The sequence below is a fragment of the Firmicutes bacterium HGW-Firmicutes-1 genome, assembly GCA_002841625.1.
Classification (GTDB): Bacteria; Bacillota; Clostridia; order Lachnospirales; family Vallitaleaceae; genus HGW-1.
On sequence record PHAG01000007.1, the window covers coordinates 170,376 to 191,161 of the forward strand.

General features: G+C 34.7%; 19 protein-coding genes. 14 read left to right on the forward strand and 5 right to left on the reverse strand.

All coding sequences use genetic code 11. The features are described 5' to 3' along the window. The first annotated feature begins 148 nt into the window (after positions 1-148). From CVU84_09585 to CVU84_09595, 3 genes are read left to right on the forward strand one after another with little or no spacing between them, the layout of a single operon-like run. A complete protein-coding gene (locus CVU84_09585) occupies positions 149-1,003 on the forward strand; it encodes an ATP-binding protein (protein ID PKM94754.1) in 855 nt (284 codons plus the stop codon). Next, positions 1,004-2,038 carry a hypothetical protein gene (locus tag CVU84_09590; GenBank protein ID PKM94755.1) on the forward strand — a complete coding sequence of 345 codons (1,035 nt, stop codon included), beginning with the start codon at positions 1,004-1,006 and terminating at the stop codon, positions 2,036-2,038. Between the two features lie 11 nt (positions 2,039-2,049). After that, a complete protein-coding gene (locus CVU84_09595; protein ID PKM94756.1) occupies positions 2,050-3,051 on the forward strand; it encodes a hypothetical protein in 1,002 nt (333 codons plus the stop codon). 139 nt (positions 3,052-3,190) lie between these two features. On the opposite strand, the gene CVU84_09600 is transcribed toward CVU84_09595, so the two are convergent. Together CVU84_09600 and CVU84_09605 are read right to left on the reverse strand one after the other, a co-directional pair. Continuing rightward, entirely contained in the window at positions 3,191-4,288 is a 1,098-nt protein-coding gene (locus CVU84_09600; GenBank protein ID PKM94757.1) for a hypothetical protein, read from the reverse strand. Positions 4,289-4,530: 242 nt separating this feature from the next. Further along, complete coding sequence (locus tag CVU84_09605; protein ID PKM94758.1) at positions 4,531-5,469, reverse strand: hypothetical protein; 939 nt, start codon at positions 5,467-5,469, stop codon at positions 4,531-4,533. A 229-nt stretch (positions 5,470-5,698) separates the two neighbouring features. Here CVU84_09605 and CVU84_09610 point away from each other — a divergent pair, with 229 nt between their 5' ends. The 6 genes from CVU84_09610 to CVU84_09635 all read left to right on the forward strand — a co-directional run bounded on the left by CVU84_09610 (position 5,699) and on the right by CVU84_09635 (position 12,497). Then, the gene (locus tag CVU84_09610) at positions 5,699-6,052 is read left to right on the forward strand and encodes a response regulator (protein ID PKM94759.1); all 354 of its coding nucleotides are present in this window, start codon (positions 5,699-5,701) and stop codon (positions 6,050-6,052) included. Between the two features lie 39 nt (positions 6,053-6,091). Next, the gene (locus CVU84_09615; protein PKM94760.1) at positions 6,092-8,137 is read left to right on the forward strand and encodes a chemotaxis protein CheA; all 2,046 of its coding nucleotides are present in this window, start codon (positions 6,092-6,094) and stop codon (positions 8,135-8,137) included. 14 nt (positions 8,138-8,151) lie between these two features. Then, on the forward strand, positions 8,152-8,646 hold the full coding sequence (locus CVU84_09620; GenBank protein ID PKM94761.1) for a chemotaxis protein CheW: 495 nt from the start codon (positions 8,152-8,154) through the stop codon (positions 8,644-8,646). A 14-nt stretch (positions 8,647-8,660) separates the two neighbouring features. Further along, a complete protein-coding gene (locus tag CVU84_09625; GenBank protein PKM94762.1) occupies positions 8,661-10,499 on the forward strand; it encodes a methyl-accepting chemotaxis protein in 1,839 nt (612 codons plus the stop codon). Between the two features lie 134 nt (positions 10,500-10,633). Then, complete coding sequence (locus tag CVU84_09630; GenBank protein PKM94763.1) at positions 10,634-11,452, forward strand: chemotaxis protein CheR; 819 nt, start codon at positions 10,634-10,636, stop codon at positions 11,450-11,452. 10 nt (positions 11,453-11,462) lie between these two features. Next, complete coding sequence (locus CVU84_09635; protein ID PKM94764.1) at positions 11,463-12,497, forward strand: chemotaxis response regulator protein-glutamate methylesterase; 1,035 nt, start codon at positions 11,463-11,465, stop codon at positions 12,495-12,497. Positions 12,498-12,531: 34 nt separating this feature from the next. Here the strand turns inward: CVU84_09635 and CVU84_09640 are convergent, their stop codons facing one another. The 3 genes from CVU84_09640 to CVU84_09650 form a co-directional block, all read right to left on the reverse strand. Beyond that, positions 12,532-13,911, reverse strand: coding sequence for an MATE family efflux transporter (locus CVU84_09640; GenBank protein ID PKM94765.1), 1,380 nt, complete (start codon positions 13,909-13,911; stop codon positions 12,532-12,534). Beyond that, positions 13,901-14,389 carry a MarR family transcriptional regulator gene (locus CVU84_09645; protein ID PKM94766.1) on the reverse strand — a complete coding sequence of 163 codons (489 nt, stop codon included), beginning with the start codon at positions 14,387-14,389 and terminating at the stop codon, positions 13,901-13,903. The genes CVU84_09640 and CVU84_09645 overlap by 11 nt, the downstream gene beginning before the upstream one ends. Positions 14,390-14,518: 129 nt before the next feature. Continuing rightward, on the reverse strand, positions 14,519-15,751 hold the full coding sequence (locus CVU84_09650; protein PKM94767.1) for an amino acid permease-associated protein: 1,233 nt from the start codon (positions 15,749-15,751) through the stop codon (positions 14,519-14,521). Between the two features lie 133 nt (positions 15,752-15,884). On the opposite strand from CVU84_09650, the gene CVU84_09655 reads away from it, so the two are divergent. From CVU84_09655 to CVU84_09675, 5 genes are all read left to right on the forward strand, one after another. Continuing rightward, the gene (locus tag CVU84_09655) at positions 15,885-16,757 is read left to right on the forward strand and encodes a LysR family transcriptional regulator (protein PKM94768.1); all 873 of its coding nucleotides are present in this window, start codon (positions 15,885-15,887) and stop codon (positions 16,755-16,757) included. A 101-nt stretch (positions 16,758-16,858) separates the two neighbouring features. After that, a complete protein-coding gene (locus CVU84_09660; protein PKM94769.1) occupies positions 16,859-18,400 on the forward strand; it encodes a hypothetical protein in 1,542 nt (513 codons plus the stop codon). Between the two features lie 209 nt (positions 18,401-18,609). Next, positions 18,610-19,431: a hypothetical protein gene (locus CVU84_09665; protein ID PKM94770.1), complete on the forward strand. Its 822-nt coding sequence runs from the start codon at positions 18,610-18,612 to the stop codon at positions 19,429-19,431. Positions 19,432-19,452: 21 nt separating this feature from the next. Next, a complete protein-coding gene (locus CVU84_09670; GenBank protein PKM94771.1) occupies positions 19,453-20,019 on the forward strand; it encodes a hypothetical protein in 567 nt (188 codons plus the stop codon). Between the two features lie 51 nt (positions 20,020-20,070). After that, the gene (locus tag CVU84_09675) at positions 20,071-20,757 is read left to right on the forward strand and encodes a DUF1287 domain-containing protein (protein PKM94772.1); all 687 of its coding nucleotides are present in this window, start codon (positions 20,071-20,073) and stop codon (positions 20,755-20,757) included. The last annotated feature ends 29 nt before the right edge of the window (positions 20,758-20,786 follow it).

Sequence of the window (20,786 nt, forward strand, 5' to 3'; positions counted from 1 at the left end):
TATTTATAGCTATATTTGGAATTATGGTATAATATAATCAAGGCATAAATAAGATGCCAAGGGATATGAACAGATTCACGAGTATATTTATGAAGGTTCTAGATTTATACAATATAGTATAAGGTTTATTAGAAAAGGAGGAATATAAATGATTGAGGTTGAAGGACTCTACCATTCATATAGCAAAGATGAAAACTATGCAGTTAAAAACGCTAGTTTCGTCGTTGAAAAAGGAGAAATATTTGGTTTTCTTGGGCCATCTGGAGCGGGAAAATCTACAACTCAAGGAGTATTAACAGGGTTGTTACAACTCCAAAAAGGCAATGTATCTGTGGTTGGATACGACATTAAAAAACCATCAAGACAAATGTTCAACAAGATTGGAGTCTCCTTTGAACAATCTAATGTTTATGGGAAGCTAACAGCACTTGAGAACCTTGATTTTTATAAAAAGCTTTTTGATGTTCCTACGCTAGACTCTAAAGAATTATTAAAGTTAGTAGGACTAGACCATGTAGCCACAAAAAAAGCAGTTGAGTTTTCAAAAGGCATGAAACATAGATTAACCTTTGTTAGAAGTATGTTAAACAATCCTGAACTTTGGTTTCTTGATGAACCAACAACTGGACTTGATCCTGCAATTGCTAGTGAAATTAAAGATATTATTAAGAGCAAACAAGATACTGGAACCACTGTGTTTTTGACAACTCATAATATGTTTGCAGCTGACGAACTTTGTAATCGAGTTGCATTTATTATCGATGGTGAAATTCAATTGATAGATTCACCCCGCAACCTTAAACTTCAATATGGGAATAAACTTGTAGATGTAGAATATAGAATTGGAGAGGTGCTTAAAAAAGAATCCTTATCTTTAGTGGACGAGAAGGACCGTTTGCATCTAAATGAGCTTGTTAATTCAGGTAACATTGAATTGATGCACACGAAAGAGGCTTCTTTGGAAGAAATCTTTATTAAAGTGACAGGTAGGGGGTTGAAGTAAATGAAACTTCTATATAACTTCCTTAAAGATATGAAATTGTCTTCGAAAAGCTTTTATTTTTATGTGGAGATTGGCTTTGCGCTAATCATTGTGGCTGTACTTCTCTTTGTTGTTCCTGAAAACTTTGAGTCAACGATGTCCGTGTATACGAGTATAGATGTAGATGCTTCAATGATGGAAAAGATTGAAGAGGCTATGGGGGAAGACAGCGATGAATATATTCTTCTAGAATCTAGAGAAGCCGTAGTGAAAGCCCTCGAAGATGAAAGAAATAGTATTGGGTTGTCTATTACACAAGAAGATGGTGTGGTTGTTTATGACTTTATACTACAAGGCTATGAAGATGAAAAGTTTAGAAATATCATCGAAACAACGGTTGAAACTGGTTTTGCAAGTGAAATTCAGGGCTACAATAAGGTTACGTCTATTACCAAACTAGATAAAAATGCAGAGAAATTAAGTGATCGAGTGAACATGTTGCCTATTATATTGACGCTTAATGCAGCTTTTATGGGTTTGTTTATTATTGCCTCTTATATTTTTCTGGATAAGGAAGAAGGAACGATTCGTGCTTTGGCAGTAACACCAAGTGCGATATGGCAATATTTGTTAGGTAAAATCGGGGTTATCATGGTGTCGGGTATACTCACAGGATTCTTAATCATTCTTCCAATTGCAGGCTTTAGAGCACATTATTTTCATTTCACTTTATTACTCATAGCTACGAATTTATTTGGGTCGACATTAGGACTTTTTATAGCTAGTTTTTTTGATACCATGACCAAGGCGATGGGATGGTTGTACTTATCCATTATTGTTTTAGGCTTGGCTTCAATGTCTTATTATATGCCAGCGTTTTCACCGCTCATTATTAGGATTCTACCATCTTATCCAATGCTATTTGCATTTAGAGAAATACTTCTTGATCGACCTGATATAACTTATATTTACATCAATGTGATAGGGTTTTTCATAGCATCTGTTGTGATCTTTTTGTTAGCAAATCATAGATTTAAGAAGACATTAACCATATAGGAGGTGAGGGTATGATCAAACGAATATTAGCTATTATGCTTCGAGATTTAAAAAGTGGAACACGTGACTCCATGGTAATCTATATTACAATTGCACCTTTTTTGCTGGCCTTCATTTTAAGGGCATTAATTCCAAGTGCGGGTTCAACAACCATTAAGATTGCAGTTGATGAAACGTTACCTTCTACTATGGTGTCTTATTTAGAGGGCTATGGTAAAGTTGAAAGACTTAGTAGTAGAGAAGAAATTGTTAAACGTGTTGAAAAGCTAGATGATATTATTGGACTGATTCAAACAGACAAGGGCTATGAGCTCATCCAACAAGGTAATGAATCCGAAGGTAGTTCGGAGTTGGTAGAATTTATTATTAATGCGGAAGAAAATAGCGAGATGGTGTTGCCTGTAAAGGTTAAAATCTCTGATGTTGGTTGGAAATTATCACCACTAAAACAATATGGAGCCAGTTTTTTAGTTGTTTTTTGCTCGGTTTTTGGTGGTATGGTCATCACACTAGCTTTAGTTGAAGAAAAGATGAGCAATACCCTAGCAGCCATCAATGTTGCGGCTATTTCAAAAGTAGAGTTTGTAATTGGAAAAGGTCTGTTAGGTTTCATTATTCCAATAATTGGAACGACGGGTGCGTTGTTGATTTTGGGATTTCATCAGATTCATTTTGGGATGACTATCGTTACAGTAATCAGTATAGCAATCATTAGTGTCGTAATTGGGTTTAGTATCGGGGTTATGAGCTCAGAGCCAATTGGCGCAATAGCGAGTGAAAAGATGATATTTTTGCCAGTTATGGCTTCTGTATTTGGCGGGATATTTCTTGCTGATAAATGGCATTTTTTATTGTATTGGTCACCATTTTACTGGGCATTTAAGTCTATGGACGCCATTATACTAGGTACAGCGACCTGGAATGGGATTCTTATAAATACTGCCTTGATCGTTTTGTTAACATATTTTGTGTTTTTATTGTTAAGTAAACGTATTAGACAGGGTCTTCATTAAAATAATAAGGAGGATTTAATATGAATGTATATGGATTGCTTGGGATTTTATCAATATTCTATGCTGGGTTTGTTGTTTACATTGCAGTAAAAAAACCAGAAAAATTATGGGAAATGATGAAGATTAAAATGATAAGCACCTAATACACAATTCGATTTCTTCCACCCTCTTTAGCTTGATACATCAGCTGATCGGCGCGATGCACCAAACAATCGAGAGTGTCATTAGGTTGAAGCTCTGTAATTCCATAGCTACAGGTACATTGATGCCCTTCAATTGAGCTTGCATCCAATGTGTTTTTAATAGCTTGTATCTTTTTAACAGCTTCTTCTAAAGAACAATTATAGAAGAGTATGACAAATTCTTCTCCACCCCATCTAGCAAACAGATCCTTGGGACCCAGATGAGAATTAATAAGGTTTGCTAAGAAAACGAGTACTCGATCACCAAAGAGATGACCATGCGTATCATTAATTTGCTTAAAGTAATCGATATCTAGAAGGGTCAGTGCAAGTGGTACTGAATCTGACTTAGATAAAAAGTGATTAACCTCGGTCTCAAACTTGAAGCGATTATAAATATTGGTCAAGGCATCATGATACAATAAACGTACTAATTGTTGATTGGTATTATATTGAATACGTTTTTCATCCTGAAAACGAATATGCCAATAGGAAAAAGCAAGCATAAATAGCAAAGGAAAAATAAATCCTGATAGGTATTCGTTTTTAGGTATATTTTGAATTGTATAACTTGAGTTTATTATGAATATAGCCCAAGTGAGAAAGGAAACGAGTAAACAATTATGTAAGCGATTGGGAATAATAAAAAAGACTAACTGAATGATGATTAGACTCAATAACTGTAGCATAAAATGTGGATGTTCATATTGTGTGCCAGTATATAAAAAGAACGAGCCAACGAGGAATTCACAAATGGTAATAATTCCAAAGATATGTTTCCAATGCTTTAATTTTGATAACAAAAAAACTGCAAACAGAATAATAAGAAAAACTGCTAATCGAAGGATGGTCATTTTTATTTTAAAATCTACAGATTGATTAAATAGATAATCAGGAATTAAGAATATTAAAAATGCGAAACCAAAAATGAGCATACCCAAGCGAATTAATCGCTTCAGTGCATGAATCTGAGTATTCATATATTCGTTTTCCATAGTTGGATCTTTGAATTTGCTCAAATGTATTTCGGGTTGATTGATATGGATATTTTTCATGGTGTTCTCCGTAGGTAATTTACTATTGATTGATTATTATAATAAAAAAAGTAATATCTGTAAAGTCCTGCCGGTTCAAAGGAGTTATGCTCAATAAAATAAACCGTTAAATATATAAATTATTTCAATATCATTCCACAGTTTAAACAGTCATTACAAAGTATCGAACAAATCATCAAGGATAGCTTTGAATTGAGAAAGTTTCCCAATATATGTTTCAACAATAGTAATAAAAGTAATCGTTACTCTATTTCATTAGGTAGACGGTTGCTTTTTTTCCTCACTACAAGATTATTTCCTTGAATCAATGCCTCCTTAGCATCATAACCAAATCCATCAGCACCGATTTTGCGCCATAGATTAGGATCATGATAAAAGCCACTCCCTCCTACCATGATTTTTACTGTTTTGCAATCATCATTTCTACGAATAGTATCAATTATATTTTCTACGGAGTTAACATGATAATTCATTGTACATGAGATTGCCATAATATCGATACTATATTTTTTGATAAAAGCTATTATACTTTTTGTTGGTGTATTAGAGCCTAGGAAATAAGTATCCCAGCCATCCATTTCAAAAAAGTCCGTGACCATTCTTATTCCAATGTTATGCTGTTCACTTCCTGCTGATAGGGTGAGAATTGATCGATTTACTTTCGGACTTATATCTGAATATGGATGGAGTAAGGACATAACATGTTGCGTAATAAATGAAAAATAGTGTTCATCAGCAACTGTGATTCTGCCTAACTCCCATAAACGTCCAACCTCCTTTAAGGAAGGGTCCAGAATATGCAAGTATATATCGCGGATATCTATGCCACTTTTTGCAGAGTGAATCATTAAGTCTGTAGCCAATTTTTTCTTTCCATTTAATAGATGCATTAAATAACGTTTATATAAGTCAGATAAGTAAGCTTCGTTATGATCTAATTTTTTTGGGGGGATAAATGGAGGTTTCACTTCATAAAATAGATTGTTTCTCCCAAGTAAATAGTCATATGAAACATTAAAATATTCTGACAATTTTTTAAGGATTTCCTCATTTGGAAATCTAATATTCATTTCATAATTAGCTATCGTTGTTTGTGCTAGGCCTAATGCTTGAGCCAAATCTTTCTGTCGTAATTTGTGTTCTTTTCTTAAACTTTTTAATCTGACTCCGAATTTTTCCATTTTTGCACCTCCTCCTAAATATATTTTAACACAAATTGTGTACCAAGTCTAAATATAGAAAAAAATTTTCTTGATATATCACATAATGTGTATTATAATTGCTATATATCACATAATGAATTATATTGTGAGATTATGACTAAGCAGCATACTTAATTTTCTAACATAAGTATTATGCCCATAATTGTTTAATAGTAAAGTCGCTAAGATAGGAGAGTGATTTTGAAGTATGAAAAAGGTCTTAATTGTAGATGATGCAATGTTTATGCGACAGAGTTTAAGAAATATGCTAGAAGAAAATGGTTTTGAAGTTGTTGGTGAAGCAGACAATGGAGCGAAAGGACTTGAAATGTATAAAGAACTTTTACCCAATATAGTAACAATGGACATCACAATGCCAATTATGGATGGCATAGAGGCTTTAAAGAGTATCAAGAGTTATGATTCTACAGCAAAAATAATCATGATTACTGCATTAGGGCAGGAAGATCTTGTGAAGGCGGCAATATTACATGGTGCGATAGGGTTTATCATCAAGCCTTTTCAATCAGATACTGTTCTTAAGGCATTGAGTGTGTTCTAACGCATAGATCGTAAAATATTTTTTAGGAGGTGGTTATTCTTGTCAAATAAAGTTGGGAGTGAGCCCATGAAAGATTTGTTTATATTCGAAACACTGCAACTCATCGAGGAATTAGAACAATCGATTTTGAATAGTGAGAAATCAAACGGAATTGTGGAATCTATTAACGAAATATTTAGAATTATGCATACGATAAAGGGTTCGTCTTCCATGATGAGACTTGAGAATATAGCAATGTTATCACATTTAATTGAGGATTTATTTTACTATATAAGGGAAAATAAATTAGAACAAATAGATGATACAAAGCTTACAGATCTTGTTTTGGATGGTTTAGATTTTATTAAGGTTGAGGTTGGAAAAATTGAAATTGGTCAGCCAAATGATGGAGATGCCACTCAATTATCCAAACAAATAAAAGATTATTTAAATATTATAAAAGAATCCTCTAATATCGAGGGCAAATCACAAATGGATGAAGATGAGAGCTGCTTGAGGTCATCTTTACCAATCAATAATAATTATGAAGATTATAGTATAAATCTGTTTTTTCAAGATGGATGTGGTATGGAAAATATTCGTGCATTTGAAGTAGTACATAAGCTTAGTGAAATAGCATGGGATATTGATCATATTCCAAAAGATCTTTTCAAGGACGAATTGTGTGCGGATACTATAGCTAAAGAAGGGTTAAGGGTATCTTTTAAGTCACATCAGAATATTGACCAATTGAAGTTGCAGTTTAGAGATACGTTCTTTTTGAAAAGTTTTGATATTTCACAAGAAAAGCTTGAAAAGATTGTAAATGAGAAGAGTAAGGTCATTATATTAGATGAGCTCGAAGAAAAGAATCTCGAGAAGACTCAAGAGCAAAATAACAAAGCGAAGATAGACTCCGTCGATTTAACATATCAACAAACAAAACATAGCCATATAAGTGTGAGCGTACCAAAGCTAGATTTGTTAATGGATATTGTTGGAGAATTGGTTATTTCTGAAGCGCTTGTGACTCAACATCCTGAGTTAATGGGAGTACCATTAAGCAACTTCTATAAGGCAGCAAGACAGCTGCAAAAAATAACTACAGATTTACAAGATATTGTCATGTCAATCCGAATGGTTGCATTGTCAGCAACATTTCAAAAAATGAATCGTTTGGTAAGAGATATGAGTATGAAGCTAGGTAAAATTATTAAGCTTCAAATTGTTGGTGAAGAAACTGAAGTTGATAAAAATATTATTGAGCACATTTCGGATCCACTCATGCATATTATTAGGAATTCCATAGATCATGGGATTGAATCAGCAGAACAAAGAAACCAGCTAGGAAAGCCTAAGGAAGGTACCATTACACTTGAAGCAAAAAATGTTGGTAGTGAAGTATGGATTATAGTAAAAGACGATGGAAAAGGATTAAATAAAAAAGAAATTATTGAAAAAGCACAGGAAAATGGCCTAATTAACAAACCATTAAGTGAGCTTACAGATCATGAAATCTATGGATTCATATTTCATGCTGGATTTTCTACCAAAGAAAAGGTAACAGAATTTTCTGGTAGAGGTGTAGGCATGGATGTCGTTTCAAAAAGCATTGAAAAAATCCGCGGGACCGTACAGATAAGTAGTATTGAAGGCTCTGGGACTACCATAATCATAAAAATTCCATTAACATTGGCGATTATAGATGGGATGAATATTCAAGTAGGTCATGCAAGATATACCATACCAGTGCTTTCAATTAAAGAGTCCTTTAGGTTGGGTAAGGATAATATCATTACAGATGATTCGGGTAATGAAATGATTATGTTAAGGGGACAATGCTTGCCTATTATTAAATTATACGAATACTATAATATTGATAATGCGGAAAAAAATATCGACAAAGGTATTATGATTTTAGTGGAAAATGAGTCCCAATACTTATGTCTTTTTGCAGATGCTTTATTGGGTGAACAGCAGGTTGTAGTGAAAGCGTTACCTAACTACATTAATAATGTTAAGGGAATTGCTGGCTGTACATTGCTGGGTGATGGTGGCATAAGTTTGATACTAGACATTACTGGATTAATGAGTTCAATTTTTTGAAAGGAGATTGAGACATGACAGAAGTAACAGAGGATGTTTTATTTGATGAAGAGGATACTCAGAAGGGAAGATTTTTAGCTTTTTGTATGGGCAATGAGGAATATGGTATTGAAATTAGCTATGTGACTGAGATTATTGGCATTCAAGCCATAACCCAGGTGCCAGAATTACCTGATCATATTAAAGGAATAATTAACTTAAGAGGTAAAATTATTCCGGTGATGGATGTCAGACTACGATTTAAAAAAGAACCAAAAGAATACAATGATAAAACGTGCATCATCGTAGTCGACATCAAGGAGGTATCCATCGGGTTGATCGTGGATACTGTTGCAGAGGTATTATCTATTTCTGAGGATAATTTAGTTGAACCACCTCAGCTCACAACTGGTAGTCAGAATAAATATATCAAAGCCATTGGTAAAATAAGAAATGAGGTTAAACTGATTCTAGATTGTGACAGATTACTAAATGATGACCAAATACAAAGCATAGCACATATTAGCTAAGGAGGAAACAACATATGAAATGGTTTTATAATATGAAAATAGCTTGGAAATTAATCACAGGTTTTATAATTGTAGCATTAATAGCTGGAGGCATTGGTGTAATTGGAATTTATAATATCAATAAAATAGATGAGAATGATACTGCATTATACGAAAAAATGACAGTACCGATTTCCATGTTGACCGACATTTCTGTCTATTTTCAAAGGATGCGCGTCAACCTTCGAGATATGGTTATCAGTGATGATAAAAAGGAAATTGAAGAATATAATGAAAAAATATTAGAATTAAGAAGTGAAATTGATCGGATTAGTGGTGAGTATAAAGAGGAAATTGTATCTACTCAAATGCAAGAATTATATGCAGCATACGAAGAGGCTCGTTTAGCATATAAAGGACATATTGATACAATGCTTGAACAAGCTAAAAATAACGATGATGATGAAGCTATGAAAGGCTTTGATGCTGAAAGTAAAGCGGGGATTGCAGCTGCTAACGAACAGACAGCAATTGATGCTATGGTAAAACAAAAGTTGTTAGATGCTGAAGAAAAATCAATTGAGAACTCAAATACTGCAAATTCTGCAATTATCATCATGACTGGAGCAATTATTTTTGGCATGATTATTGCAATATTATTGGGAATATTTATTTCAAACTCTATTAGTAAACCAGTTAAGAAGCTTGTACAAGCAGCAGATACCCTTGCACTTGGTGATGTAAATGTTAAAGTAAATTCTACATCAAAGGATGAAATCGGGAATTTGATGGATGCATTTTCTAGAATGGTTAATAACATAAGAGATCAAGCTCTTACAGCAGAAAAGATTGCTAGCGGTGATATGACAATTCAAGTTGATGTTAAATCGGATAATGATCTTTTAGGTAAAAAGCTGTTTGAAATGGTAGAGAAAAACAATGAAGTTTTGGGTAATATCAATTCTGCTTCACAGCAAGTTGCAATTGGTGCAAATCAAGTATCTGCATCTAGTCAAGCCTTGTCCCAAGGCTCTACGGAACAAGCTAGCTCAATTGAAGAGATTACAGCATCTATAGAAGAAGTTGCTTCACAAACCAGACAAAATGCTAGTAATGCGAATCAAGCAAAGGATTTGGCTGACAATGCAAAAGATAAAGCCTTGAATGGTAATAATCAAATGCAGGAAATGCTAAAGGCTATGGCAGAGATTAATGATTCATCTAATAATATTTCTAAAATTATTAAGGTAATTGATGAAATTGCATTCCAAACAAATATATTAGCACTTAACGCGGCAGTAGAAGCGGCTAGAGCTGGGCAACATGGTAAAGGTTTCGCAGTAGTAGCTGAAGAGGTTAGAAACCTTGCAGCCCGTAGTGCCAATGCTGCGAAAGAGACAACAGTAATGATTGAGGGCTCCATTAAGAAGGTAGAAACAGGTACAAAAATTGCCAACGATACAGCTTATGCACTCAATGAAATAGTAGATGGCGTATCTCAAGCAGCAAACCTTGTGGGTGAAATTGCAATTGCATCTAATGAACAAGCGTCAGGTATTGCTCAGGTTAATCAGGCAATTACTCAGGTTGCACAGGTTGTTCAAACCAACTCAGCTACCTCAGAAGAAAGTGCTGCAGCAAGTGAAGAGCTATCGGGCCAAGCTGAGTTAATGAAACAGCTTGTAAGCGAATTTAAATTACGAAAAGGTAGCGTTAATAAAAGTAGTTCCAATTCCTTAAGTCCTGAAGTCCTTAAGATGCTTGAAGAGATGGTAGGTAAGAACAATAATTCAGTGGGTAGTGCACATCTTGAGGCTGCTGCGTCAAAAATAAACATCTCTTTAGATGATGCAGACTTTGGGAAATACAATTAACATATCTGAGAAAGAAACATAGAATTACATATATGCTCCTTTATGCCTTGTTGTGTAAAGGAGCACTCTTACAATATAAAGGCCTATAATCTCTATGTAGGACTTTGACTTAAACAGTGAAGACGGGTGATGTGATGTACACGATTACAGATAAAGAATTTACAAGTATATCTGAATATATGAGGACTAATTATGGTATCTTGCTTAAACCAGAGAAAAAAACGCTTGTTATGGGTCGGATGCAGAACGTTTTAATTGAGGGTAAGTTTAATAACTTTACGAGTTATTTTGACTATCTGATATCCAACAAAACAGGCGAAGCGGTAACAACATTAATTAATAAGCTCACTACCAATCACACCTTTTTTTTAAGAGAGGTAGAACATTTTAATTTCTTTAGAAATTCTGTGCTACCATATCTTATTTCTGGTCAAGCGGTGAAGAAAGACCTAAGGATTTGGAGCGCAGGTTGTTCAAGAGGAGATGAACCTTATACTTTGGCAATGATCTTACTCGATTACTTTGGGGTATCAAAAAGCATGTGGGATTCAAAAATTCTTGCAACAGATATTTCAACAGATGCCTTGGAGAAAGCTATCAAAGGTATTTTTCATAGGGATGAAATGACTAAAATACCTAAAATATGGAAAATGAATTATTTTCATCAACTGAATGCTCAAGATTTTCAAATTAAAAGCATAGTAAAGGATGAGGTACTCTTTCGGAAACTAAATCTAAACAATTCATCCTTTCCATTTCAGAAAAAGTTTCATGTTATTTTTTGTAGAAATGTCATGATTTATTTTGACAAGCAAGCTAAAAAAGAGCTTGTCAACAGATTTTATGAGCTATTAGAACCAGGTGGTTATTTATTTATAGGGCATTCAGAATCTATTAGTCGTGAAGAAGCCAACTTTAAGTATATCATTCCAGCAGTTTATCGAAAGGAGTAAGCATACCAAAATGATGAGAAAAATTAAAGTATTGGTTGTAGACGATTCGCTTTTGTTTAGAGAGCTCATTGTTAAGGGTATTAGTACTGATGTTGGTATAGAGGTAGTTGGTGCAGCAGAAAATCCTTATGATGCGAGAGATAAAATCATACAATATGAACCAGATGTGATCACCCTAGATATCGAAATGCCTAGAATGAATGGTATTGAGTTTTTGAAAAAGCTTATGCCACAGTATCCATTACCAGTTATAGTTGTTAGCTTTGAAAGTGTAAATATTTCAGAAGCATTAAAGGCAGGTGCAGTCGATTTTATTACTAAACCACAGCTAAATCATGCTAAGAGTGTGGAACAATTCATTCTTGAATTAATTACCAAGATCAAAATTGCGTCTACAACAAATGTTTCTAAATGGAAGTATGAGTCAACAACAGGAACGATCCATAAAACAGTGTATCCTATTAAAAGAGAAATAAAGGTCATAGCTATAGGGGCATCAACTGGTGGAACTGAAGCTATAGCGTGTATATTATCAAAGCTTCCAAATGATTTGCCAGGTATCGTCATTGTACAGCATATGCCACCTGTCTTTACAAAAATGTACGCAGACAGATTAAATACCATTTGTTCCATGGAGGTTATGGAAGCACAAAATGGTGACTTAATCTTGCCTGGCAGAGTACTGATAGCTCCAGGAGACTTTCAAATGCAGGTTAATGGAAGCAGCGATGAGCCTTTTGTTGAATGTTTTATAGGTGAAAAGGTGAGTGGCCATTGCCCATCAGTTGATGTGTTGTTTGAATCTGTGGCTGATCGTATAGGCAAGAAGTCATTAGGTGTAATCCTGACTGGAATGGGTAATGATGGGGCAAAAGGACTTCTTAGCATGAAAAGAAAAGGCGCAATAACTTTAGGACAAGATGAAAAATCCTCTATTGTTTATGGGATGCCTAAGATTGCTTATGAGCTTGGTGGCGTGCAACAACAAATTTCGTTAGAACTAATGGCTGAAATGATTTTTTCAACAGTAAAAAATCTTTTCTAAAAGCAATCTATTAGACAAGCTTAATATTCGCTCACTAAGAGGTAGAAGCTATCAATAATTCCTCTTGTTTTTTTATAAGAGCGGAGGAATCCAAGTGCTTTATTTCTATAAATAAAAATATTGCTGTTAAAATAGAGGCAGTTAAATCAGATACAGGCCCTGCCATCCAGACACCGGTAAGTCCCAAGAGTCTTGGTAAAATAAATAGCATTGGAATTAGTACAATTACCTGTCTTAAAAGACTTAAAAATATAGATTTACCTGCCTTACCTACAGCTTGAAAGTAATTTGCACTTATAATTTGGAAACCTATAAAGGGCAACATACTTAAATAAATACGCATTCCTCTTGTTGCCATAGAAATAAGTTCGGGATCGTTATTAAATATAAGTATTAATGGAGCTGATAGAAATTCAACTAAGATAAATCCTAGGATAGAAATAGATGTAGCAGCTAAAATTGCATATTTCAATGCTTTTTTAACTCGATCAAACTCCTTAGCTCCATAGTTATAACCAATAATAGGCTGAGAACCTTGATTGATTCCGAAAATTGGCATTAGGAAAAATATGGCAATTGCATTAATAGCTGTCATGGCACTAATTGCGATGTCCCCACCATTGGTTTTAAGTGCAGTATTTGAAATCGCAGTTACAATACTTGCAGCCAATTGTATGAAGAAGGGAGATAGCCCTATTGTTATGATGCTTATAAAAATTTCAAAATCTAATCGTAGGTTTTTCTTTTTAAGCTTTAATTTGCTTTTGCCATAAGTAAAATGATACAACACCCAGATGCTAGTTGTCAGTTGAGATAATATAGTAGCGAGTGCAGCACCAGAAATACCCATCTTAAAAACAAATATAAATATAGGGTCTAATATGATATTAATGATAGCGCCTAAAAGCATTGTATACATCGCAATTTTAGGACTGCCCTCAGCACGAACAATATTGTTTAATCCAAAACCAACACCTTGAAATATTGCGCCAAGAAGAATGATTGTAAGATATTTATCAGCATATCCTATTGTAGCCTTGCTTGCACCGAATAAGGAAAGTATTGGAATTTTGAAAATTAAGCCTATAGTCGCTACGGTACCCATTATTAAGATCAAAAGAACAAGGGAATTACCAAGGATTTTTTCAGCATCCTCTTTACGATTCTGACCTAGGCGAATTGATATTCTAGATCCTGCTCCAATTCCAATTAACATACCAAAGGCCATTAATAAAAACATAAAAGGAAGTGATAAACCAATTCCTGTCATTGCAAGAGGACCTATTTTTCCAATATAGATACGATCGACTACATTATATAGAGCACTTACCATCATACCTACGATAGCAGGGATGGAGAATTTCAGCAGTAACTTACCTATGGATTCGGTTCTTAAGATTTCGTTATTTGACATTTTCATCACCTTTTCTATTCATTAAATTTCGATTGTATCTTGCGTTTCCAGTAAGCTTGTTCATCAAGGATTCTAATTGTGAAACTTCCTTTAAGGTTAGATTATGCAAAAGAATTTCTTGCCATTCATAGGAGTATTCTTTAAGAATCTTGTAGATTTCTTGTCCGGATTCTGTTAAAAAAACTCTATTCATTCTTTGATCGTCAATATCTTTTTGTCGTCGTATAAATCCAGAAGTTTCAAGTTTTTGTATGGCTCTAGTTGTAGTTGTTTTATCCATACAAAGAGCAGTACTAATTTCCTCTTGGCTAGCACCATTATGATTAGATAAAAAAAATATAAAGGAGTATTGACCACTTCCTATTGTAAAATCAGCCATTTTTTGATCCATAAAGATGCGACCATAACGATATAGAATAGAAATGTGTCTTCCAAGTTCTACGTAACTTGTTGGTATAGAATCAGAATCAATAGACATAGGATACCTCCACGGGAAAATAGTTGACAGTACAACTATATTACTTGAATTTAGTTGTACTGTCAACTATATAATTTTGACTAATTTAGATTTCGTATCTAGATACCTACGTGGTGAATGCTATTATTTTTAATCCATACTATTATTTTCGATAGATAGGGTTTTCTTATAAATATATCCCGCCGAGCTTAATCCTGTAACAACTGCCAAAAATATCCATGCAATTGCAGAAGAGAAAAAGAGTAGTGATCCCAACATCAACATTAATAGAGCAATTGCACCCTTAAGCCAAAAGCTTTTCATATAACGAAAGCTAGCGAAAAGACCTAGTAGAGCATTGGCAATGAAAAATGAATTTGCAATTTCTACGATCCACTCAAGATTAATCCATCCCAATGCTACACAACCTAATATAAAGATATGTATAAACGTTAATGCGATTAAGGATCTGTGAGGCTTTGAAAAAAATTGAGGTAACTGGCCGCTTTTGGCTCGTGAAGTCATTTGTCTCGTTACAGCTCCAACAAACATGAGGATTGTACACATACATAGACAGGCCGCTAGGACTGACAAAATAATGTTAGACCAAGAACCAAAAAAGGGAACTAGTAAAACTTGCAATTGAACATCTGCTGTTGAATCTAAATAATAATTTTGTAAGGCAAAGGTAGTAACCAAATAAACCAATATGATTGCCACGAGACTAACCTTCATTGCACGCATAATTGTTTTGGTGGGATTTTTTACGTCCTCAATGTAATTGCCAATAATTTCCCAACCTATAATAGACCAAAAAACAAGCAACAATGTGTAGCCAAGATCCCTTAGGGGAGGCTGACCTACAGGCATTTGGATGTGATCAACGTTAACAAGAACACCAACCCCGCCACTGACGAGGAGGATAGCTGTTACGGTAGAAAGGATTAACACGATACGTCCCACAGATGAAATACCCATAGAAATAATGAGTGCACACAGCAATAGCAGTATAAAAGCAATTAAAAGTTCATTTGAAATCCAAGGCGATAGGAAAGCTTTTAAAAAGCTTGCAGCAGTAAGAATAACAGCAATGGGACCAAAACATACCGCAGCTGTCAAATAATTTGAAGCCAAATTTCTAAAACGATCACCTAGGACCTGACCAATCACTAGGCTCATGCCTTCGTTGCTGGTGGTTAGTAAGGTCATTTTTACAAATATATAGGCAAATAAGCTGCCAATCACCATAATGATGATCCATGCCCAGATAGCATGTTGCCCTAGTGCTTTGAAGGCAAGAGGTGGCAGAAAAATAATTCCAGAACCTAAAATCGGTCCTATCATAAGACCACTCAAGGTCCATGTATTTAATTTTTTATTCATATCGATTACCTCCCTCATGATTATTCATTATATGGCTAATTAACCCATTTGTAAAATTGAAATAATGAATTAAGTGTTTCAATATTTTCGATAACGACGTATAATAGACCTATAAATTATTGGGAGGTTAGTTATGGAAATTAAAAATTTTAGAACCTTTAAAAAAATAGCCGAACTCGGTAGCTTCACTAAAGCAGCTCAAGATCTTGGGTATGCGCAATCCACTTTAACCTTTCAGGTTCAAGCCATTGAACGCTATTATCAAAAACCTTTATTTGAGCGAGTAGGAAAGAACATGGAGCTCACCCAATTTGGACAGCAACTACTTGAACATATTGATATTCTATTGAGTAATTACGAAAAACTAGAGCAATTAGGGTTACAGGATATCAATCCTGAAGGAGTGATACGAATTGGCACTCCAGAGTCTCTTATGATTTACCGATTATATCCCATTATTAAAAAGTATAAACAATTATATCCAAAGGTTGAAATCATTATTATTGATGACCAGTGTAAGTTTCTTAGAGAACAATTAAATTCAGGAGACTTAGATATTGCCTTTTTAGTGCAACCTGAATATACATATGCAAATATTAAAACAATTCTATTAAAAAAAGAAACTTTGTGTTTAGTGGCGCCTACTGATTTAGAAGGAGAGGATTTCTTGCCAGCACCGTCCCAGATGGTGCTATTTACAGAAAAAGAATGTAGCTATCGTCAGATCTTCAGCGCGTATATGCAAAGTCTTAATTTTTTCCCAACTAATATTCTTGAGACAGAAAGCGTGGAAGCAATCAAAAAGTATGTGATTAATGGTCTTGGTATTTCGTATTTACCACTGTATGCAGTTGAAGAGGAATGTGCAAACGGTAAAATGAGGATAAAACCTTACGATTCAGGCATTCAGCTATATACACAAATAGCTTACCACAAAAATAAATGGTTAAATCCTGCGCTTTCTGCGTTGATTGAGTTAAGTGTTGAATATAGTAAGGGGTGGTAATTACGATACTACCCATTTCGTGTAGGACAAGATCTAACAAGACTACCTCTTTTGTGTCTGGTAGGTTTTTATAAATACAGTTATTATAAGTATGTTATAAAATGGGTTATATACTTTGTAAGCCAGTGTTTATAAACAACAAGGAGGTAATGATTACAATGAGAAAGGTTCTTTCACAAGTAAGTTGTTTAGCACTTGTATTCGTCTTATTTCTATCAATTTTACAAAGCAATGTTTATGCACAGGAATATTCTTGGGCAGGCGAATGGAATTCAAATTGGGGGAAAATGGTCTTCACGCAATCAGGAAACGTGGTAACAGGTACTTACACCCATGATAGTGGCAAGCTCACTGGTACCATTTCGGGAAATAAACTAATTGGCACTTGGTCCGAAGCTGGAACCTATGCACCGCCAAATGACGCAGGAGATGTTGAATTAACAATGTCAGAAGATGGAAAATCTTTTACTGGAAAGTGGCGCTATGGGTCAACGGGCAATTACAACAGCTCGTCATGGACAGGGACAAGAACTACGGCTGTACCTGCAACTACGACTACTACCCCAGTAACTTCTTCAACCCTACCTAATGATAATCAGGCCTTAACGACTGTTACAGGCGCTTTCCTTAACGACATTATCAATTTTAAGTTAGATAATCAAACGGTAATCCCTGTTGGAGATGATGGAACACCAGTATTACCAATTTCCTTTAATGGCACCACCTATTTACCTGTAAGAGCAATAGGCTACTTGCTTGGATTAGGAATTGAATATGATGGACCGACGAAGACTGTACTTATTGCCAGCAACACAACTAAGGTAGCGCCTGTTGCAAGGGCTGTAAATAAAACAAATAAATTAATTCCTATAACAGGTACGTTGCTCAACGGAGAGATTAAGTTTAAGCTTGATGGTGCAGCAGTAATCCCTGTTGGAGATGATGGGACACCAGTATTACCGATTTCCTATAATGGCACAACCTATTTACCAGTTCGAGCAATAGGATATTTATTGGAATTAGGCATCACATATGATAATCCTACAAAAACAGTTTTTATTACCAGATCGGGTGGCACACCTTCTGGCATTTCTGAGTATGGATGGAATCTAGTGGGTAGTGAACTAGTATGGCCTAGCTCTTGGCAAAATGGATCTCTCACATTGGTAACTTCAGGACAATATTTAGCTACTAATGATATAGGGAGTAATTCTACAACACTAAAGAGTGTTGCCGAGGGAAATTTTATTATCAATAATGTGAGCAGTATTAACGGAAATGTATTTGATACAACTGAGTATGCGTTTAAATGGACAGCTCCAAGCGCCTTTTTAAAAGGGGAAGAAATGATAGGAATACCATCGACAATACAAAAAGTCAAAGGGGATGGCTTTGGTATTAGTATAAGTGCAAATATAGATTACAGTAGCTTTAATGGTTTCAGCACTTCAGGGGAATGGAATAAACGTACTTATGTTGAACCAAACAATACAATGGTTTTGCTTAAATGTAAGGCACCAAAGGAAGGGTATGACAATATTAATACGGACACAGGTAAAATGTTTCAAATTATTTATGGGTTAAATAATGGAAGAGGTAATTTTAGTTGGATATATACTTATGAATGGGGTTTGAAAAAATAAGAAAGGTCATAGCCATAGATTAAAACGAAGTATAAATAATATTAAGTCTCCTTAGACCTACAAAACAATAAGCGCACCTTAAAATGGTTAGGTGTGCTTATTGTTTTGTGCTTGTATTTTACTAGTTCATAAGAATATGCTAATATATAAAGTGATTCATACAATAAAAAAGGTAAAAGACTTATATACAAAACATATGGAGTGAAAAAATGAAAAAATTTATTTTTATTGATGTAGATGGTACTTTGTTGGATGCTGAAATTGGTATTCCCCATTCTACGATTAAAGCCATTAAGGAATCTAGAAAAAAAGGACATAAAGTGTTTGTCTGTACGGGTAGAGCAAAGTCACAAGTGGGAGCCTCTATTTTAGATATTGGGTTTGATGGGTGTGTTTTTTCTGCTGGTTCAGTTGTAGAGGTAGAGGACCAGACGGTCTATATGGATAAGCTTGATGCTCATATGGTGGCTACTATCATTGCAGATTTAGAGAATATGGGCATTGGATATATATTAGAGGGATATGACTATAGCTATATCGATAGTTTAGCAGCGGATCATTTTTCCGTTTTACATAAAGAAGCCTACATCTTGGATGAAACCATTTCATTTTTAAATGAAAGAAATATTAAAACAATTGAAGAGTATGACTCGAGAGCAGTCATTAATAAGCTCTCCTTCTTTGCGCATAATAAAGATGAAATATTAGAACTAAAAGATCGCTATGGAGCTAAATTTGATTTTATGATCCATGAAAGTAAGCCATTTGAAACGATTTCTACTGAGCTTACCCTGCCAGGAATTTCAAAGGCATCAGGTATGGATATTGTTCTTGACTATCTTGCGGCTAGCTTGGAACAAACCGTCAGCTTTGGCGATAGCCGTAACGATATGGAAATGGTTCAACACGCGAACATTGGAATTTGCATGGGTAATGGGATAGAGGCTCTGAAACAGATAGCTGACCACGTTACGGACACACTTGAAAATGATGGGATTTATAAAGCATTTGAGAAGCATGGGCTTTTGTAAAATTTATAGCCATGATTTGCTTTGCTGGGAGGATTATTTGTGGAAGATATATGCTGTGTTTTTCTTAGAGGAATCAATGTAAATGGTAATAGTATAAAGATGCAGGAATTGAAAAATGCTTTTTATGAGATGGGTTTTTCAAATGTTAAAACAATACTGGCCACTGGGAATGTCATTATAAATTTTACAGAAGGAAGTCCCGATAAAGATACTTTGAAATTAAAAATTGAGAATGGCTTAAAGACTCATTTCGGATATGATGCTCATGTCATTTTGAGAGATAAAAACGAAATTCTAGAGATCTATCATACCGCACAAACTCATAAAGTTTCAGAAGGTTATCATCATTATTTGTTAATCTGCAATCACAGCGATTTACCACTAGAATTGAAGCAACTTTTTGATAGCATGTCTCATGCCCCTAATGAACAACTGATTATTTTTGAACAAAACATTTTTTGGATAGTACCTAAAGGCAATACATTAGAATCTGATTTCGGATCCAAAGTACTTGGAAGTAAAAAATATAAAAGTAGATTGACTTCAAGAAACATGAATACCATTGAAAAAATCGTGAAATCAATCTGATAATAATGGAAATTTATGAAGTGAAATTATTGAACGGAAAGGTATATACGGATGAGCAGACGGAAAAAACGTATTGTAATAATCATGTTGGTAGTAGTTGGCTTGCTAGTAGTAACTTATGGTGTTCTTAATTATTATAATTTAATACCTCAGAAGGTGTATAGTGGGGCTGATTTTGGAATCGAAATAGTATTAAGTGAAAGTGATTATAATCAAAATGGCATTGATGATTATACGGATATATTGCTAGGTGCAAGAGCTGATGCTGAAAATAAGCCAAAATACAAGAGCAAATACTATGATGGTGGATATCCACCTGATGATGAAGGTGTTTGCACGGATGTTATTTGGAGAGCCTTTCAAAGTGCAGGATATTCGTTGAAAGATATGGTTGATGAACATATTAGCAGTAATGTAGAGTTGTATCCAAGAGTTGAAGGGAAGCCAGATGGTAATATTGATTTCAGACGTGTACCAAACCTGAAGGTATTCTTTGATAATTGTGCCGTTTCCTATAGTTTGGATCCTAATGATATAGAGCAATGGCAGCCTGGGGATATTGTGATATTTGGGAAGAATTATAAGCATATTGGGATTGTGTCTGATAAGAGGAACCGAGATGGGGTTTGTTATATGATTCATAATTCTGGGCAACCGAAAAGGGAAGAAGATGCGTTGCTGGATTGGGAGAGAGTGCAAGGGATTACGGGGCATTATCGGTTTGAGAATATAAAATAGAGTGAATAAAGTATCAGGAATAAATTTAA

Bases quoted from the DNA above. Each gene is read 5' to 3' on its own strand.
- CVU84_09585 (PKM94754.1), top strand. From the start codon at position 149: ATGATTGAGGTTGAAGGACTCTACCATTCATATAGCAAAGATGAAAAC.
- CVU84_09590 (PKM94755.1), top strand. From the start codon at position 1,004: ATGAAACTTCTATATAACTTCCTTAAAGATATGAAATTGTCTTCGAAA.
- CVU84_09595 (PKM94756.1), top strand. From the start codon at position 2,050: ATGATCAAACGAATATTAGCTATTATGCTTCGAGATTTAAAAAGTGGA.
- CVU84_09600 (PKM94757.1), bottom strand. From the start codon at position 4,288: ATGAAAAATATCCATATCAATCAACCCGAAATACATTTGAGCAAATTC.
- CVU84_09605 (PKM94758.1), bottom strand. From the start codon at position 5,469: ATGGAAAAATTCGGAGTCAGATTAAAAAGTTTAAGAAAAGAACACAAA.
- CVU84_09610 (PKM94759.1), top strand. From the start codon at position 5,699: ATGAAAAAGGTCTTAATTGTAGATGATGCAATGTTTATGCGACAGAGT.
- CVU84_09620 (PKM94761.1), top strand. From the start codon at position 8,152: ATGACAGAAGTAACAGAGGATGTTTTATTTGATGAAGAGGATACTCAG.
- CVU84_09625 (PKM94762.1), top strand. From the start codon at position 8,661: ATGAAATGGTTTTATAATATGAAAATAGCTTGGAAATTAATCACAGGT.
- CVU84_09630 (PKM94763.1), top strand. From the start codon at position 10,634: ATGTACACGATTACAGATAAAGAATTTACAAGTATATCTGAATATATG.
- CVU84_09635 (PKM94764.1), top strand. From the start codon at position 11,463: ATGATGAGAAAAATTAAAGTATTGGTTGTAGACGATTCGCTTTTGTTT.
- CVU84_09640 (PKM94765.1), bottom strand. From the start codon at position 13,911: ATGTCAAATAACGAAATCTTAAGAACCGAATCCATAGGTAAGTTACTG.
- CVU84_09645 (PKM94766.1), bottom strand. From the start codon at position 14,389: ATGTCTATTGATTCTGATTCTATACCAACAAGTTACGTAGAACTTGGA.
- CVU84_09650 (PKM94767.1), bottom strand. From the start codon at position 15,751: ATGAATAAAAAATTAAATACATGGACCTTGAGTGGTCTTATGATAGGA.
- CVU84_09655 (PKM94768.1), top strand. From the start codon at position 15,885: ATGGAAATTAAAAATTTTAGAACCTTTAAAAAAATAGCCGAACTCGGT.
- CVU84_09660 (PKM94769.1), top strand. From the start codon at position 16,859: ATGGGTTATATACTTTGTAAGCCAGTGTTTATAAACAACAAGGAGGTA.
- CVU84_09665 (PKM94770.1), top strand. From the start codon at position 18,610: ATGAAAAAATTTATTTTTATTGATGTAGATGGTACTTTGTTGGATGCT.
- CVU84_09675 (PKM94772.1), top strand. From the start codon at position 20,071: ATGAGCAGACGGAAAAAACGTATTGTAATAATCATGTTGGTAGTAGTT.